The sequence below is a fragment of the Archangium violaceum genome, from assembly GCF_016887565.1.
Classification (GTDB): Bacteria; Myxococcota; Myxococcia; order Myxococcales; family Myxococcaceae; genus Archangium; species Archangium violaceum_B.
Window position 1 is genome coordinate 7,217,692 of sequence record NZ_CP069396.1, and the last position, 17,303, is coordinate 7,234,994.

Annotated in this window: 14 protein-coding genes; 5 read left to right on the plus strand and 9 right to left on the minus strand. The window is 69.3% G+C overall.

Annotation, left to right across the window (positions count from 1 at the left end; all coding sequences use genetic code 11):
• Nucleotides 1-4: 4 nt before the first annotated feature.
• From argR to argF, 3 genes are read left to right on the plus strand one after another with little or no spacing between them, the layout of a single operon-like run.
• Complete coding sequence (gene argR / locus JRI60_RS28620; protein WP_239469763.1) at nt 5-490, plus strand: arginine repressor; 486 nt, start codon at nt 5-7, stop codon at nt 488-490.
• Nucleotides 487-1,932, plus strand: coding sequence for an argininosuccinate lyase (gene argH, locus JRI60_RS28625; RefSeq protein ID WP_204219061.1), 1,446 nt, complete (start codon nt 487-489; stop codon nt 1,930-1,932). The genes argR and argH overlap by 4 nt, the downstream gene beginning before the upstream one ends.
• Nucleotides 1,929-2,834, plus strand: a complete 906-nt coding sequence (gene argF / locus JRI60_RS28630) for an ornithine carbamoyltransferase (protein ID WP_204219062.1) — start codon at nt 1,929-1,931, stop codon at nt 2,832-2,834. Before argH ends, argF begins: the two co-directional genes overlap by 4 nt.
• 102 nt (nt 2,835-2,936) lie before the next feature.
• Here the strand turns inward: argF and dacB are convergent, their stop codons facing one another.
• Nucleotides 2,937-4,445 (minus strand): D-alanyl-D-alanine carboxypeptidase/D-alanyl-D-alanine endopeptidase, encoded by a 1,509-nt coding sequence (gene dacB, locus JRI60_RS28635; protein ID WP_204219063.1) that lies wholly within the window; start codon nt 4,443-4,445, stop codon nt 2,937-2,939.
• Nucleotides 4,446-4,687: 242 nt separating this feature from the next.
• Nucleotides 4,688-7,918: a carbamoyl-phosphate synthase large subunit gene (carB, locus tag JRI60_RS28640; RefSeq protein ID WP_204219064.1), complete on the minus strand. Its 3,231-nt coding sequence runs from the start codon at nt 7,916-7,918 to the stop codon at nt 4,688-4,690.
• Nucleotides 7,919-8,070: 152 nt separating this feature from the next.
• Here carB and JRI60_RS28645 point away from each other — a divergent pair, with 152 nt between their 5' ends.
• Nucleotides 8,071-8,802 (plus strand): hypothetical protein, encoded by a 732-nt coding sequence (locus tag JRI60_RS28645; RefSeq protein ID WP_204219065.1) that lies wholly within the window; start codon nt 8,071-8,073, stop codon nt 8,800-8,802.
• Nucleotides 8,803-8,871: 69 nt separating this feature from the next.
• Here JRI60_RS28645 and JRI60_RS28650 read toward each other — a convergent pair whose 3' ends face one another.
• The 5 genes from JRI60_RS28650 to JRI60_RS28670 form a co-directional block, all read right to left on the minus strand.
• Nucleotides 8,872-10,062, minus strand: coding sequence for a pyridoxal phosphate-dependent aminotransferase (locus JRI60_RS28650; RefSeq protein ID WP_204219066.1), 1,191 nt, complete (start codon nt 10,060-10,062; stop codon nt 8,872-8,874).
• A 75-nt stretch (nt 10,063-10,137) separates the two neighbouring features.
• Nucleotides 10,138-10,620, minus strand: a complete 483-nt coding sequence (gene coaD / locus JRI60_RS28655; protein WP_204219067.1) for a pantetheine-phosphate adenylyltransferase — start codon at nt 10,618-10,620, stop codon at nt 10,138-10,140.
• Nucleotides 10,621-10,653: 33 nt separating this feature from the next.
• Nucleotides 10,654-11,211 (minus strand): 16S rRNA (guanine(966)-N(2))-methyltransferase RsmD, encoded by a 558-nt coding sequence (gene rsmD, locus JRI60_RS28660; protein ID WP_204219068.1) that lies wholly within the window; start codon nt 11,209-11,211, stop codon nt 10,654-10,656.
• Nucleotides 11,212-12,249 (minus strand): hypothetical protein, encoded by a 1,038-nt coding sequence (locus JRI60_RS28665; RefSeq protein ID WP_204219069.1) that lies wholly within the window; start codon nt 12,247-12,249, stop codon nt 11,212-11,214.
• A 105-nt stretch (nt 12,250-12,354) separates the two neighbouring features.
• The gene (locus tag JRI60_RS28670; RefSeq protein WP_239469764.1) at nt 12,355-13,650 is read right to left on the minus strand and encodes an ammonium transporter; all 1,296 of its coding nucleotides are present in this window, start codon (nt 13,648-13,650) and stop codon (nt 12,355-12,357) included.
• 468 nt (nt 13,651-14,118) lie between these two features.
• Here JRI60_RS28670 and JRI60_RS28675 point away from each other — a divergent pair, with 468 nt between their 5' ends.
• The gene (locus JRI60_RS28675; RefSeq protein ID WP_204219071.1) at nt 14,119-14,766 is read left to right on the plus strand and encodes a LysE family transporter; all 648 of its coding nucleotides are present in this window, start codon (nt 14,119-14,121) and stop codon (nt 14,764-14,766) included.
• 78 nt (nt 14,767-14,844) lie between these two features.
• On the opposite strand, the gene JRI60_RS28680 is transcribed toward JRI60_RS28675, so the two are convergent.
• Nucleotides 14,845-16,386, minus strand: a complete 1,542-nt coding sequence (locus tag JRI60_RS28680) for a right-handed parallel beta-helix repeat-containing protein (RefSeq protein ID WP_239469765.1) — start codon at nt 16,384-16,386, stop codon at nt 14,845-14,847.
• A gap of 137 nt (nt 16,387-16,523) precedes the next feature.
• Nucleotides 16,524-17,303 (minus strand): ceramidase, encoded by a 780-nt coding sequence (locus JRI60_RS28685; protein WP_204219072.1) that lies wholly within the window; start codon nt 17,301-17,303, stop codon nt 16,524-16,526.

A 17,303-nucleotide genomic window follows, 5' to 3' on the forward strand; every position in this document is an offset into this window, starting at 1 on the left:
GAACGTGAGTCCGATCCGGAACAATGGAGACAAGGCGGCGCGCCAGGACGCCATCCGCCGCCTCATCCGCGCGCACGCGGTGGCCACGCAGGAGGAGCTGGGGCAGCTCCTGGCCCGCGAGGGCTTCGACGTCACCCAGGCCACGCTGTCGAGGGACCTGGCCCAGCTGGGGGCCATGAGGGTGTCGAGACCCGAGGGGGGCACGGTCTACGGACTGGATGAGGCCCCACCCCCTTCCGGCGAGGCACGGCTGCTGGAGCTGGGAGAGATGATCCTCACGGTGGATGACAACGAGATGTTGGTGGTGGTGCGCACGCGACCGGGCTCCGCGCCCCCGGTGGCGGCGGCCATCGATCATGCCCGACTGGCCGAGAGCCTGGGGACCATCGCCGGAGATGACACCATCTTCGTCGCCCCGGCCCGTGGGAAGTCGGCCCGCACGCTGTCCAGGAAGTTGAAGGCGCTCTTCGGAAAGGAAGAAACCCCGTGACGATTGCCAAGACGGCCGCCTCCGGCGGATCCGGCCTCCACCCGGAGGTGCTGGCATTCACCAGCTCGCTGTCGCTCGACAAGGCCCTCCTGCAGGAGGATCTGGTGGGCAGCCTCGCGCACCTCACCATGCTGTCGCGCACGCGCATCATCCCCTCGGAGGACGCGCGCGCCATCCGCGAGCAGCTCGTGGCCATCTGGAAGGCCTCCCAGGCCGGCACGCTCGTGCTGGCCGACGAGGAGGACGTGCACATGGCCGTGGAGGCGGAGATCACCCGCGTCCTCGGGGAGCGGGCGGGCCTGCTGCACACCGCGCGCTCGCGCAACGACCAGGTGGCCTTGGATCTGCGCCTGCACGTGCGGGAGAAGGTGGCCGAGGCGCTCGGCGTGGTGGCGAAGCTGCTGGAGAGCCTGGCGGCCCGGGCGGAGGCGGAGCGCGGGACGATTCTTCCCTCGTACACGCACCGGCAGAGGGCGCAGCCGATCTCGCTGGCGTACCTGCTGTGCGGGTACGGGGCGATGTTCGCGCGGGACGTGGACGGACTGGGCTTCGTGCTGGAGCAGGTGTCCTCGCTGCCGCTGGGCGTGGGGGCGATTGGTGGCACGTCGCTGCCCATCGACCGCGAGGTGACGCGCGAGCTGCTGCGCTTCCCGCGCGTGACGATGAACGGGCTGGACACGGTGGGAGATCGCGACTTCGCGATGGACTTCGCGTACGCGGCGATGCGCTCGCTGCTGCACGCGAGCCGGGTGGCGACGGACTTCTACGACTTCGCCTCGCCGGAGTTCGGCTTCGTGAAGCTGGACGGGGAGATCGCCTGTGGCTCGAGCATGATGCCGCAGAAGCGCAACCCGGACGTGTTCGAGCTGATCCGCGGCAAGTCGGGACGGGCGGTGGGCAACCTCAACAACCTGGCGGTGCTGGTGAAGGGACTGCCGGGCGGGTACAGCAGGGATCTGCAGGAAGACCGGCAGGTGCTGTTGGAGACGGGTCCGCTGCTGACGAGCGTGCTGTCGATGCTGAACCTGGCGCTGGGGAAGGTGTACTTCGACAAGGAGCGGTGCCTGGCGGCGGTGGAGTCGGACTACACGCAGGCGACGGACGTGGCGGAGGCGCTGGCGATGAAGGGGATTCCCTTCCGGACGGCGTACAAGGCGACGGGGGCGCTGGTGAGGGCGTGCCAGGAGAAGGGCCTGCCGCTGGCGAAGGTGACGCTGGAGCTGGCCCAGTCGGTGGATCCGCGCTTCGACGCGGAGGTGTTGAAGAGCGCGGATCCGCGGCGAGCGGTGGAGCGCAAGGCCAACGCCGGAGGAACGGGACCGGCGTCGGTGGAGAAGCAGATTGTCGAGTTGAAGTCCCACGCGGCACGGGCGAGGGCGATGGCGGATGCCGTTCCCCGGCTCGGGTCCCTCTTCGAGTCCTTGCAGGAGGCAGCACTGTGAAGCGCGATTTCCTCACCCTGGCCGATCGTACCGAGGCCGAATACCGAGCCCTCTTCGACCGGGCGCACGCGCTGAAGGCGAGCCGCAAGCGCAAGGAAGTGGTGACGACGCTGGCGGGGCGGCACCTGGTGCTGGTGTTCGAGAAGGCGTCGACGCGCACGCACCTGTCGTTCGAGGCGGCGATGTACCAGCTGGGCGGCACGGTGACGACGATCACCGCGGGCACCAGTCAGATCGGCCGAGGGGAGACGATCGAGGACACGGCGCGGGTCATCTCCAGCTACGCGGACTGCATCATGTTCCGCACGTTCGGGGATGAGCGGCTGAACGCCCTGGCGAAGGCGTCGAGTGTGCCGGTGATCAACGGCCTGTCGGAGGGCGGGCACCCGGTGCAGGTGCTGACGGACCTGTTCACGGTGGAGGAGCGGCTGGGGAGCGTGAAGGGGAAGACGGTGGCGTTCGTGGGCGACTGCGCGAGCAACATGGGCCGGTCGTTCGTGGAGGCGACGCTCTTCTTCGGGTTCGATCTGCGGCTGGGGTGCCCCGAGGGTTACCGTCCGGCGGCGTCGCTGCTGGCCGAGGCGGGATCGCGCGTGCACGTGACGGCGGACGCCAGCGAGGCGGTGAAGGGCGCGGACGTGGTGGTGACGGACGTGTGGACGAGCATGGGCCAGGAGGCGGAGTCGGCGAAGCGCAAGAAGGACCTGCACGAGTACCAGGTCAACGAGGCGCTGATGGCGAAGGCGAAGCCCGGAGCCATCGTGCTGCACTGCCTGCCGGCGCACCGGGGCGAGGAGATCACCGACGGGGTGATCGACGGAGCCCAATCCGCGGTGTGGGACGAAGCGGAGAACCGGATGCACGTCCAGAAGGCGCTGCTGGAGCAGCTCATCCTGGGTTGACCCCCCTCCCCTCTCCCTCTGGGAGAGGGACGGGGTGAGGGTATAGGAAGCCCCGGGTTGCCCACTGGAACCCGGGACGCCCCTCGAGTCCCGACAAGAGACTCACCGCACGGGCAGGGAAACCATGGCCTCGGCGAAGCGCTCGAACACCTGGCTCGCGGTGAGCGCGGGCTGTTCGTCGATATTTCCCAGCATGAGGGCGAAGACGACGCGGGGATGCTCGGGATCACCGGGCCGCTCGGCGACGCCCACGTAGGCCTTCTGTCCCGAGAGCGTCCCGGTCTTGGCGCGGATACGCCCTCGGATGCCATCGGTGACGGCGCTGCCCGCGAGCGTGCCGTCCACACCGGCGACGGGCAGACTCTCCACGAGCGCGTTGGCGTACGACTCCTTCAGGCTGGTGTAGATGACCTCCACCAGGCCGCGCGCGGTGGCCACGTTGTAGCGCGAAAGCCCGCTGCCATCCGCCGGCCGCAGGAGCCGAGGGGAAATACCCCGGCGCACCAGTTCCTGGGCCATGGCGTCGCGCAGCGCGGGGTAGCTCTCGGTGCCGGTGCGCTCGCGGGTGAAGCGCAGGCCGAGCCGCTCGGCGTAGAGGTTGAGCGACTCCTTGTTCGTCACCTTCACCAGCTCGGCGAGCGAGGGGCTGACGAAGTCGAGGAGCGGCTCGCTCGAGGTGGCCGAGGGCACGGCGGCTACTCCGGGAGGAACGGGCGCGCGCCAGATGCCGCGCACGGCCAGCGCCTCCTCCAGGCACGAGGTGAACAGCGCCTGGGGCTCGTCGATGGCGACGCGCATCGAGGCCTTGCGCGGGCACTGCTCCGCGGTCGAGCGCCACACGCAGCGCATGCGCCCGGAGCCCCGCTCGCGCACACAGCCGAGCCCGGCCCGCTGGGCGTTCGGGTCGAGGTACACGACGGTGGGGGGCGCGTTGAAGGCTGGGGAGTAGCGCACGGTGATGGGCCGCCGGGGCTGTGACGAGCAGTCCTGCCCCTCGGGGCGCTCCAGCGACAGATCCACCACGTTCTCGCGGAAGACGAAGGGCGTGGGAGCGGCGCTGTAGGCATAGGCCGCGTCGTCCCAGGCCCAACCGGGACCGAAGAGACCATAGGGGCCCTCGTCGGCGTTGCTCACCCGCACCGCGCCGATCCACTGCCGGATGCCACGCGCCTGGATGGCCTCGGCGAGCTGCTCGCAGGCCATGGTGGTCTCGGGGAAGCGCCACGAGCCCAGGGACGGGTCTCCGGACGCCTCGACCACGAGGTCTCCCAGGTAGAGGTTGCCCAGCTGCGTGCCCTCGAGCCGCACGGGGGTGTGGAAGCGGAAGTCCGGGCCGAACGCGGAGAGCGCCGCGGAGGTGGACACCACCTTCATCGTCGACGCGGGCAGCAGGCGCACGTGCTCGTGGCGCGCGTAGAGCGGCGCCCCCGTCACCGCGTCCACCATGAAGACACTGGCCATCGTGCCCTCGCTCTCGACGGACTCGAAGAGCGCGTTGGCCACGGAGATCAGCGTGGGCGGAGGGGGCGGGGACGGACGCATCCCACGGGGCACACAGGCCGACAGCGCGAGGACGGCGGACAGGAGCGTCGTGAGGGGGAGACGGCGCATGGCCCCAAGCTACCACCGCCCCTCGCAAGAGGGTCGACGCCGAGTGCCCTCACGGCTAGCCTCCCGCGCGAGTGTCCACTCAGGGGGCAAGGGAGCAGAGCGAAGGCGTCCCGTCCCTGCCGCGCGCGGGACGGGGAGAGGTGCACGCTGCGGATCCAGCTGTGAGGTTCTGAGCCTGGGGCCCGGATACCCTCACCCCGACCCTCTCCCAGAGGGAGAGGGAGAGGGAGGGAAGTGGGGACCTACTTCTTCGTTCCGAGGTAGTCCTGGAGCGGACGCACCGTCTGCTCCTTGCGCAGCAGGGATTCCAGTGCCCCCACCGCCATCCTCGCCGCCTGCACCGTCGTGTAGTACGGCACGCTGTGCATCAGCGACTCGCGGCGGATGGAGAAGCTGTCCGCGATCTCCTGCTTGCCGAAGGTCGTGTTGATGACCAGCACGATCTCCCCGTCCACGATCTTGTCCACGATGTGCGGACGGCCCTCGGTCACCTTGAGCACCTTCTCCGTCTCGAGGCCCTTCGTCTGCAGGTACTGGTGCGTGCCTCCCGTGGTCACCAGCTTGAAGCCCAGTGCCCTCAGCCGCCGCGCCAGATCCACCACCGCCGGCTTGTCGTCGTTCTTCACCGAGATGAAGACCTTGCCGCTCCTCGGCAGCTTCACTCCCGCCGCCTGCTGGCTCTTCGCGAAGGCCGACGCGTAGTCGTCCGCGATCCCCATCACCTCGCCCGTCGACTTCATCTCCGGTCCGAGGATGACGTCCACCCCGGCGAAGCGCGCGAACGGGAACACGGACTCCTTCACCGCCACGTGCCGGAACTCGGGCTCCTGCGTGGCTCCCAGCTCCGCCAGCGTCTTGCCCACCATGCACAGCGACGCCAGCTTCGCCAGCGGCATCCCCGTCGCCTTCGAGATGAACGGCACCGTGCGGCTCGCACGCGGGTTCACCTCCAGCACGTAGATGGTCTTCCCCTGGATGGCGAACTGCACGTTCATCAGGCCCACCACGCCCAGCTCCTTCGCCAGCGCCATGGCCTGATCCTTCATCCGCTCCACGAGATCCGGCGACAGCGAGTGTGGCGGCAGCGTGCACGCCGCGTCACCCGAGTGCACTCCCGCCTCCTCCACGTGCTCCAGCACTCCGCCCACCAGCACCGCGCCCGTCTTGTCCGCCACCAGGTCCAGATCCACCTCGATGGCGTCCTTGAGGAAGCGGTCGATCAGCACCGGGTGCTCCGGCGACGCGCTCACCGCCTCGCGCATGTAGCGCTCCAGGCTCTGCTGGTCGTACACCACCTCCATCGCCCGGCCGCCCAGCACGTACGAGGGCCGCACCATCACCGGGTAGCCGATGCGCTCGGCCACGCGGTAGGCCTCCTCGTGGCTGCGCGCCACGCCGTTCTCCGGCTGCGTCAGCCCCAGCTTCTCGATGAGCTGCGCGAAGCGCTCGCGGTCCTCGGCCCGGTCGATGGCATCCGGCGACGTGCCGAGGATCGGCAGCCCCGCCTTCTCCAGCGGCACGCACAGGCGCAGCGGCGTCTGCCCGCCGAACTGCACGATGGCTCCCACCGGCTTCTCGCGCTGCGACACCTCCAGCACGTCCTCGATCGTCAGCGGCTCGAAGTACAGGCGGTCCGACGTGTCGTAGTCGGTGGACACCGTCTCCGGGTTGCAGTTGACCATCACCGTCTCGAACCCGGCCTCGCGCAGCGCGAAGGCGGCGTGCACGCAGGCGTAGTCGAACTCGATGCCCTGGCCGATGCGGATGGGGCCACTGCCCAGGATGAGCACCTTCTGCCGCTGGGTGGGCGGGGCCTCGTCCTCCTCCTCGTAGGTGGAGTAGAGGTAGGGCGTGTAGGCCTCGAACTCGGCGGCGCAGGTGTCCACCCGCTTGTACACGGGGCGGATGCCCTTCGCGTGCCGGCGCGCCCGCACCTCGCCCTCGGTGCAGCCCAGCAACTGCGCCAGGTACTTGTCCGAGAATCCGTCCCCCTTCGCCGCGCGCAGCACGTCGTCCGGCACCTTCTCCAGCTTGCCGAACTCCTGGATCTGCCGCGCCTCGAGCACCAGCCCCTGCAGGTGCCGGAGGAACCACGGATCGATGGAGGACAGCTCGTGCACCTCCTCCACCGACATGCCCTCGCGCAGGGCCTGCGCAACGTACAGGGGCCGCTCGGGCCGGGGCACGCGCACGTTGTCGCGCAGTACCTTGCGCCGCTCCTCCTTGTTCTCGGGCAGCTCCGGCGTCTCCAGGCCCGTGCGGCCCGACTCCATGGAGCGCATGGCCTTGAGGTAGGCCTCGCGGAAGGTGCGGCCGATCGCCATCACCTCGCCCACCGAGCGCATGCTGGTGGTGAGGGTGCGGTTGGCGTGGGGGAACTTCTCGAAGTTGAAGCGCGGGACCTTCACCACCACGTAGTCCAGCGTGGGCTCGAAGGAGGCCGGGGTGTCGCGGGTGATGTCGTTGCGCAGCTCGTCCAGCGTGTAGCCGAGCGCCAGCTTCGCGGCCACCTTGGCGATGGGGTAACCCGTGGCCTTCGAGGCCAGCGCGCTGGAGCGCGACACGCGCGGGTTCATCTCGATGACCACGATGCGGCCGTCGCGCGGGTTGACGCCGAACTGGATGTTGGAGCCGCCCGTGTCGACGCCGATCTCCCGGATGATGCGCATCGACGCCTCGCGCAGCCGCTGGTACTCGCGATCCGTGAGCGTCTGGGCCGGGGCCACCGTGATGGAGTCACCCGTGTGCACGCCCATCGGATCGAAGTTCTCGATGGAGCAGACGATGATGACGTTGTCCGCGGTGTCGCGGACCACCTCCAGCTCGAACTCCTTCCAGCCGAGCACGCTCTCCTCGATGAGGATGGTCGAGGTGGGGCTGGCCTTGAGGCCGGAGCGGCAGATGGCCTCGTACTCCTCGCGGTTGTAGGCGATGCCGCCGCCGGTGCCGCCCAGGGTGAAGGAGGGCCGGATGATGGCGGGGAAGCCGATCTCATCCACCAGCGCGAGGGCCTGGTCGATGGTGGTGGCGTACCCGCTCTTGGGCAGCGCCACGCCGATGCGCTCCATGGCCTGCTTGAAGAGCAGCCGGTCCTCGGCCTTGTTGATGGCCTCCAGCGAGGCACCGATGAGCCGCACCCCGTACTTCTCCAGGATGCCCTGCTCGGCGAGCGCCTTGGCCAGGTTGAGGGCCGTCTGGCCGCCCATGGTGGGCAGCACGGAGTCGGGGCGCTCCTGAGCGATGATGCGCTCCGCCACCTCGACCGTGATGGGCTCGATGTACGTGCGGTGCGCGAACTCCGGGTCGGTCATCACCGTCGCCGGGTTGCTGTTGAGGAGGACGACCTCGACGCCCTCCTCTCTCAGGGCCTTGATCGCCTGGGTCCCCGAGTAGTCGAACTCGACCGCCTGCCCGATGACGATCGGGCCCGAGCCAATCACAAGAACCTTCCGGATGTCGTTTCGCTTGGGCATCGCGGGGGGCCCATACCAACCTTCGCCCCCGCTTGCACGAATCGTGTGAACGGGGTAGCCCCCGGGGTGGGAAACCGTGCCCGGCCGGTGGCTGGGAGGACGATCCCGGGCGCCGGGCCGTCTGCTAGTCTGCGCTCGTCTCAGGAGGTCTCATGCGCCGCTGGTCCCTGGTCCTGCTCCTCTCCACCGCGTCTCCGGCTCTCGGCCAGGAGGCCCAGGAAACCCCGACCGCCCCGGCAGCCCCGGAGCCATCGGCTCCCCAACAAAGCGAGCCGGCAGCCGACGCTCCCTCCGAGTCGGCCCCTGCCCCGGCCACCGAGAAGCCGGTGCGCCGCCGCCGCGCGAAGCAGGAGGCCACCGCGGACGCACCTGCCCCCACCCCCACGGCCGAGGCTCCAGCCCCGGCGGCCCAGCCCCCCGCCCCGGCGGTCCAGCCCGCTCCTCCTGCCGCTCCCCCTCCCGCCCAGGTGGCCGCGGCCCCAGCCCAGGCGCCCAAGCCGGGCAGCACCGAAGAGGAGGTCCGCGACGAGGCCCGCTACCTGCTCAGCGCCCTGCTGACGGGTGACGTTCGCGGGAGCGTGCCGATGCTGACCTTCCCCTTCCAGCTCGAGGAGCGGAAGTTCGAGACGCCCGAGTCGCTCGTGGTGACGTGGGTCAAGCAACTCCGGAACAAGCGGACGGACCTCATCACGCTCTACGACATCGAGGTCCTGCCCTACGCGGAGCTGGAGAAGAAGTACGGCAAGCCTCCCGCGCGTCTGGGCGCCATCGTCCCGCGCGGCAGCGAGGTGTACGCCGCGGTGGCCAACCTCTCGGGGCGCGCGGCGGTCGTCCTGTACCGGCAGACCGAGGACGGGTGGAAGGCGTTCGCCTACACGGATTGAGGCATGAGGGACGGGGTCCTCCCTCGGGAAGACCCTCACCCCCTGCCCTCTCCCAGAGGGAGAGGGAGCTCAGCGCAAGGCGGTCGCGAGCTCGCGGAACCGCTCCAGGCCCTTGTTCAGCTGCTCGCGCGAGGTCGCGAAGCTCATGCGGATGTGGCCCTCCGCTCCGAAGGGGGCCCCCGGCACCGCCGCGACCCGGAAGTCGTTCAGGAGGATCTCCGAGAACTGCACCGAGCCCGTCACCGGCGTGCCCTTGTACGAGCGCCCGAACAGGCCGCTCACGTTGGGCAGCACGTAGAAGGCACCCTCGGGACGCCGGCAGCGCACGCCCTCGATCGCGTTCAGCGTGTCCACGACCAGGTCCCTCCGTCCCCGGTACTCCTCCACCATGGGCACGAAGATGTCCTGCGGGCCCTTGAGCGCCGCCAGCGCCGCCTTCTGCGCGAAGGACGCCGCGTTCGACGTGGACTGATCCTGGATCATCTGCATGCCCGAGATGAGCCACTTCGGGCCCGCCACGTACCCCATGCGCCAGCCCGTCATCGAGAAGGACTTGCTCATCCCGTTGATGACGACCAGCCGCGACAGCAGATCCGGCGCCACGTTGCCGATGTTCAGGAACTGCCCCTGGTAGAGCAGCTTCTCGTAGATGTCGTCGCTCAGGATGAGGCACTCGTGCCCGCGCACCGCCTGGGCGATGCCCTCCAGGGCGGCCCGCGAGAACACCGCCCCCGAGGGGTTGCTCGGGCTGTTGAGCACCAGCGCCTTCGTGCGCGGCGAGAGCGCCTTGCGGATGGCGTCCGGATCCGGCGCGAAGCCGTCCTCCTCGCGCGTCTCCACGAACACCGGCTTGCCTCCGGCCAGTTGCACCATGTCCGGGTAGCTCACCCAGTACGGGGCCACGATGATGACCTCGTCGCCCTCGTTCAGCAGCGCCTGGAACGCATTGTAGAGCGCCTGCTTGGCGCCCACCGTCACCAGCACCTGGTCCGGCGCGAAGGTGAGGTGGTTGTCCCGCTCCAGCTTCGCGCAGATGGCCTCGCGCAGCTCCTGGATGCCCGACGTGGGCGTGTACTTGGTGAAGCCCTGCCGCAGGGCATCGACGGCCGCCTGCTTGATGAACTCCGGCGTATCGAAGTCAGGCTCGCCCGCCGCGAGACTCACCACGTCCACACCCTGGGCCACCAGCGCCTTCGCCTTCGCGTTGAGCGCGAGCGTGGGGGACGGTTTGATGGCCTTGAGCCGATTCGCGAGATTCATTGCAGGTGCCTCCAGACGCACTCCCCGTAAGGTACCACCCGCACCTCATCGCGTCATCGAGAAGCAGCGCGGCGCTCAGCCCTGCTTCCCGTACTTCGCCCGCAGCACCTTGAGCACGTTGGGCGGCACGAGCCCCTCCACGTTGCCGCCGAACGAGGCCACCTCCCGGACGAGCTGCGACGACACGTAGAAGTAGTCCTCGCCCGTCATCATGAAGACGGTCTCGATGCCAGGGGCCAGCTTGCGGTTCATGTTCGCCAGCTGGAACTCGTACTCGAAGTCGGAGACCGCCCGCAGGCCGCGCAGGATGACGTTCACCCCGCGCCCGTTCGCGTACTCCACCAGCAGGCCGTGGAAGGCGTCCACCTCCACCCGCGGATCCGGACAGGCCTGGCGGATGAGCTCCTTGCGCTCCTCCTCGGTGAAGAGCGGCACCTTCTTCGGGTTGACTGCCACAGCCACGATCACGCGATCGAACATCTGCAACGCGCGCTGGATGATGCTCAGGTGACCGTTGGTGAGCGGATCGAATGAACCCGGATAGATGGCGGTACGCATGCCGGCGCAGTCTCGACGCCCACCGGCAAGCGGTCAAGGAATGCGGAAGAGACTCACCAGCGTGTCCCCGAACCGCCGCTGGTCCACCCGCTCGAAACCCGCGTGGGACTCGGGGGCCGTCTCGCGCTTGTCGTGCTCGATGACCACCGTGCCCCCGGGTGCCAGCACCCCGGCCCGGGCCACCCCCTCCAGCACCGTCTCCACCACCCGCGCCGCATACGGCGGGTCCGCGAAGACGAGCTCGAACCGATCTCCCCGGCGCCCGAGCGTCTCGAGCGCCCGCTCCACCGGCTGCGCGAGGATCTCCACCCGCGAGGCGAACCCCAGCGTGTCCGTGTTCGCCCGGCAGAGCGACAGCGCCTCCCGGTCCGAGTCCACCAGCACCGCCTTGGGAGCCCCTCGCGAGACGGACTCGAGGCCCAGCGCCCCCGTCCCCGCGTAGAGATCCAGCACCTTCCGCTCCTCCAGCCACTGACCGAGCACGTTGAAGATCGTCTCCCGCACCCGGTCCGCCGTGGGACGGATGTGCTTCGACGTCGTCTTGGGGCCCGCCAGCGCCCGCCCTTTCGCCGTACCTGCCACGATGCGCATCTAGTCGCCCCGGTTCTCCGCCAGGAACAGCATCGACTTCCACCCCGTCCGCGTCGCGCCCAGCCCCGCCAACACCTCGGAGGCCTCGGCGAACGTCAGCGCCTCCAGCCGCGCCGCATCCCGAGCCTCCAGCGGCGCGAGCTGCTCGCCCAGGACACCCAGCAACTCCCCCGACGTCAAGCCCGCCTTCTCCGCCTTCTGCTCGAGGCTCGTGCGTACCGCCTCCGGATACGAGGCCAGGGCGATGCGCTCGAAGGGCGCCACGCACTCCACCTTCCTCACGCCGGCCGCCACGTACGTCGGCAGCGCCCGCACCGAGCGCCGCCCCGCCTCCCCCACCGAAACACCCGCCCCATGCTGGCCCGCCAGCTCCACCAGGTTCCGGAGGAACTGCACGTCCGGCTCCTCCTCGCCCAGCATCGCGGCGGACACCCGGAGGAAACGCGCGTTCACGCCCCGCTGGCGCAGCCCGTCCAGCAGCGCGCGGGCTCCCTCCAGCTCATCGCCCTCGGCACCCGCCGCCAGCGATACCTCCAGCGCCAGCTCGCGCTCCAACACCGCGCCGGACAGCCTCGGCACCACCTCCACCGCCACGTCCACGGGCAGCCGCGTCACGTCCAGGGACACCAGCGAGAAACCCGCGTCCACCAGACGGAAGAGGCCCTCCTGCAGCTGCGCCATCGTCTCCGGGCCCACCTTGGAAACCCGCACCGGCCCGGCCTGCAGGAAGACGGGCCGCGCATGGCCATCCGCCTCGGCCACCTGCTGCACGGAGGCCATGAAGCGCTCGGCCGCCCCGCGATCCGCCAGGGGATGCGGGCAGAGCAGCCCGAGCACCGCGTCCTCGCCGCGTGCCGCCGCCAGCATCCCCGGCAACATGGGCCGGGTGGGCACGGGCAGGCAGGGCAACGCGGCGGGCACTCCCTCCAGTGCCTTGAGCAGATCGCGCGGGTTGAGGACGGGGAGCCTCGAGGCCGTCCCCAGTCGCGCCACCACGCTCGTCGGCCGCAGCGTCAACACCTTGTCGAGCACATTCATCCGGGGGCCGAGAATCGTCCGCTCCAGAGGGGTGCCGCAAGCGACATGTGGGGGATCCGTTCAGCCCCTCACCTCCGAGGGGCTGACCAACACCCCCGGGGGGGCTCACCCCTCCATCGCGGGCTCGGCGCTGAGGGGAGCCTTCTCGGAGGCGCTGGCCTGAGCGGAAGGCACCTCGCGAGGCGCCGACGAGCCGTGGCCGTGGCCGCTGCCCAGCGACATGCCGGTGTGGTAGGCGCGCTCGCCATGGACGTGGGGATCCAGCCCCTCGAACTCGGCCTCGTCGTCGACGCGCAGCCCCACCACCGCCTGCACCACCTTGAGGAGGACGAAGGTGAGGAGCGCGGAGAAGGCGGCCACCGCCAGGATGCTCAGGGCCTGCTTGCCGAGCAGCGCCCAGTTGCCGGCGGCGAGGACGCCATCGGCACCCGCCGGGTTGACGGCCACGGTGGCGAACACGCCGGTGAGCAGGGCGCCGAGCGCACCGCCCACGCCGTGAACACCGACGACATCCAGGGCGTCGTCGTAGCGGAAGTGCTCCTTGAGGAGGACGCCGCCGTAGCAGACCGCGCCGGCCAGCAGGCCGATGGCCAGCGCGCCCATGGGGGCGACGAAGCCGGCGGCCGGGGTGATGCCCACCAGACCCGCCACGAGCCCGCTGGCGGCGCCCAGGGCGGTCACCTTCTTCAGGCGGATCAGATCCACGATGCCCCACGCCACCGCGCCGGCGGCGGCCGCCAGGTGGGTGTTGGTCGCGGCGACGGCGGCAAGCTCGTTGGCCGCGAGCGCGCTGCCCGCGTTGAAGCCGAACCAGCCGAACCAGAGGAGCCCCGCGCCCAACAGGGTGAAGGCGAGGTTATGCGGGGGCTGACGGGCGCCCTTGCGGCGGCCCACCACGAGCGCCACCACGAGCGCCGAGACACCGCTGGTCAGGTGCACCACGGCGCCACCGGCGAAGTCGAGCGCGCCCAGCTTCAGCAGCCAGCCGTCCGCGGCCCACACCCAGTGCGCCACGGGCGCGTACACGAACGTCGCCCAGAGCACCGTGAAGAGGAGGAAGGCGGAGAACTTGAGCCGCTCGGCGTACGCACCGCTGATGAGCGCGGGCGTGATGGCGGCGAAGGTGCCCTGGAAGAGGAAGAAGAGGATATGAGGCAGCGTGCCCTTGGCCTCCTGCCCGACCCCCTTCATGAACAGGTGCGTGGCGCCTCCGATGAGGCCGCCCTGGCTCTCCCCGAAAGCGAGCGAATAGCCCCACAGCGCCCACACCACGGTGACCACCGCCAGAGCGCCGAAGCTGTGCATGAGGGTGGAGAGCACGTTCTTGCCCTGCACCATGCCCCCGTAGAAGAGCGCCAGACCCGGGACCATCAGCATCACCAGCGCACTCGCGACCAACACCCACGCCACATCGGCTCCGACGATTCCGCCTGACATCATCACCTCACAGTCGATGGGCCTCGTGGGCCCGCACGGCGCGGGAACAATGCAACGGGCGGGCCAGAGCGCACCCCGCCGGAGGGAGATGGCGTATCCCATTGAAATCCAATGGAATTCTGGAGCAGGAACTGTCCATCCTTCGGCCGCGAACGACGCCCACCGGACCTACAAGTTTGTAGGCTCCCTCTCGCGAACCGACAAATTCGTAGGATTCACTGAGAGTGGATCGCGCCCCTCGGGAGTGCTCACGGCACCGCCACACCTGACGGGCGAGGAGAGCCGCCCCCGCCTCCCTCCTACAATTTTGTCGCCCGCGTGGTTTGAAGCTACGAAATTGTAGGATGCAGTGGAGCCCTCTCTCGGGGGAGAAGAAGACCAGGCGGCCAGACAGACAGACGCCCTCTCGTGGTGCTTCCGCTTCAGGAAACGATGAACACCCTCCTCCTCTCTCTCGTGGCCTTCGCGTTCGGATTCATCGGCTCCATGCCCCTGGCCGGCCCGATCGCGTTGATGGTGTTCTCCACGAGCGTGCGGAAGCAGTACGGCGCGGCCCTCCGCATCGGCCTGGGAGCCGCGCTGGCGGTGGCGCTCTACGCCGCCGTGGCCTTCTGGGGGTTCTCCACCTTCCTCGCGAAGCACCCCATCATCCTCCCGCTGTCACACGGATTGAGCGCGCTCGTGTTGACCGTGCTCGGGGTGCATTTCACCCGGTGGAGCCCCAGGGACGAGGCACCCCCCAAGCAGGAGCGGCGCCTCGGAAGCTGGCTGCTCGGCTTCACCATCGCCGCGCTGAATCCCACCCTGCTGGCGACCTGGACCACGGCGGTGGCGTTCCTCTACTCACGGCAGGTCGTCGTCTTCTCCGGGCTGCTCGCGCTTCCCTTCGGTGCCGCCGCGGGCGCGGGGGTGGCCTGCTGGGAGCTGCTGTTCGTCGGCCTGCTCCGGCGCCACGAGGGCCACTTCCCACGCCACGTGCTGACCTGGTTGGTGCGGGCCATGGGTCTGCTGCTCCTCGTGGGAGGACTCCTCACCGGGCTCGATTTCATCCGGGAGAGCTTCATCCCGCTGGAGCCGTGAGCCATGCCAACCACCATCGAGTCGGGCTCGAAAAGGTGCACCACGGGTCGCACCGCTGAAGACCCGGACCCCGGGCGCTCACTCCAGCAGCCCGGACCCCTGATCCACGCCGATCACCTGCTGCCACACCTCGAGCTTCTCCTGCGAGGAGAGGGTGAGCCGGTCCCCGGGGAAATCCTCCAGGAAGCGAACGAGGTCTCCGTCGAGCCTGTCCGTCACGGCATCGGCCTTCAGGATGCCATCGGAGGCATAGAGGTTCTCCTGCATGAGGAGCCCCGGGCGGAAGGGCGCATCCCCCAGCCTGAGCAACAGCCGTTGCGAGCCGCTCCGCACGGTGTTGTTCCTGACGACGAGTCCGGTGATCACCCTCCCATCGGCGGCCAGCATCAGCCCGTAGCTGGCCGTGCCCTCGACGAGGTTGCCCTCCACCCTCGCGTTCCTGGCGCTCTCGATGCGGATGCCCTGGCCGTTGCCCTCGGGGATGTTGCGGATCTCCTGGAGGTGATTGTCCATCACCGACACGTTCTCGGGGGGCGAGTCGCCGCCCAGCACGGAGACGCCGCGGCCCGCGCGGGAGATGGAGTTGCCCTGGACGAGAATGTCGCGGGCGAACTGCTGGATGAGCACCGCCTCTCCCGCCGAGGAGCCGCTCGGGCGGATCGCCGTGTTGGGGAACCCGAAGAGGACGTTGTCGCGCACGGTGACGCGATGGCACTGCTTGATGTCCACCCCGTTCTCGCCCTCGTCGTGCAGCGTGTTGCCCTCGATGAGCACGCCCTCCGCGGGAGCACTGCCCGCCTGGCACTGGATGGAGTCTCCCGAGTTGTGATGGATGTCGTTGTCCCGGAGGGTGATGTTCCGTGACGGGCCCACCACCACCACGCCATGGGAGTCATCTCCAGGCTTGTTGAAGTGGTGGATGGTGTTGCGCAGGAGGGTGATATCCCGCGCGCCGTCCACGAGCACGCCCGCGCTGGTCGTCCCGCTCTTCAGCTCGCTCCCGGACAGGACGGACTGGCTGGCGCCACTGTCGAAGATCACGGCGAACATCGGGGCGCCACCGACGTCGATCTGCAGGTTGTCCAGGGTCCAACGCCCTCGCACGCGGATGACCGTGCTCCGGGCCCTGTCGGCCGGGGCGAGGGTGGGACGGGGCGAGCCCTCTCCGCGCAAGGTGATGGGGGCGACCCCCGAGCCCCGGGACTCGAGGACGAGCTCCTCCGGGTACACCCCCGGGAGCACCCGGATGACCTCACCCGGGCTCGCGAGCGCCGCCGCCCGGCCAATGGTGCGGAGCGGTGCCTCACGGGTGCCTTTTGCCCCATCGGACCCCTTCGTGCTCACGTACCAGCTCCGGCCCGAGGGCTCCGGCGGTGGCGGCTCCGCCGGGGGTGGATCCGACGGCGTGGGCTCATCCGGGGGAGGCGGCTGCACCGGAGGGGGCGGCTGCCCCGCCTGGGGTGGCGGTTGCCCATCCTGAAGGGGCGGCTGCTCCGCCTCGGGAGTCGGCGGCAACACCCGGGCCACGGGTATCTCCGGCTCACAGGCGAGCAGGAGCAGACAGGTGAACACTCCGCATGCGCCCTTGAGGCTTCTCCCGCCACGCTCTCCTGGCTTCACCCGGTGCCCTCCCCCTCACAGACCCTGTCGCGGCGCCGAAAGTCGCCACGAGCAAGGCAGGCAACAAGGGGGATGCCCTGAGGTGAAGTAGCACACTGGGCGACACGGGACGCCCTTCACACTCGCAAGGTCGGGCATCACACAGTGGAGCCACTGGAGCCCCGCACGAGCGGAATCACTCCAGCGGCGAATCGCAGCCGAGGCGCCTGCCCGAGCGTCTTCAACCGGTCATGGGCGATGACCATCAGGAGCGCGTAGAACCCACAGGACACGAGCACATGCCACCACGCGTGGAACTGCGGGTTGGGGATGCCATGTGCGGGGAGCGCCTCATTGAGCGTGGGACAGAACTGGATGTCACTCAGCCAGAGGACGATGGCGAGCGCATAGGCGCCGATGCCGAGCTGGAAGACACGCCTCGCGGCCACGTCCTGACTCCGGCGATGGATGAGGTAGACGCGTGCGAGCGCGAAGAACTCGAGTGACGCGAAGCTCGCCTGGAAGAGGAAGAACTGGAGGCGCCCCCGCGTGAAGGCGGAGAGATACGTCGAGAGCACCGCGTAGCCGAGCAACGCGAGGGGGAACCCCAACCCGAACCGACGCTCGGGGCGGTTCTCCACCAGGATGTAGACCATCACGAGGGCGAGGTAGAGCATCGGGAGCTCGTCCAGCATCTGGTACTGGAAGAGGAGCGTCGTGTGGAACGCGATGCTCCCGAGCCCCACCACCGACACCATCGCGAACGCGAGCATGAACCGGCGCTCCAGCACGCGGTGGTGGAGCGCGATGCCAAGCACGCCCGCGAGCACCATGGCCAGACTGGAGACCGAGTTGAACAGCTCACAGACGTAGTGGAGGTGCTCGTAGTTTGTCTCGCACCAGTCCACCGTCGCCGTGTTCGGTCCCCAGAAGCCCAT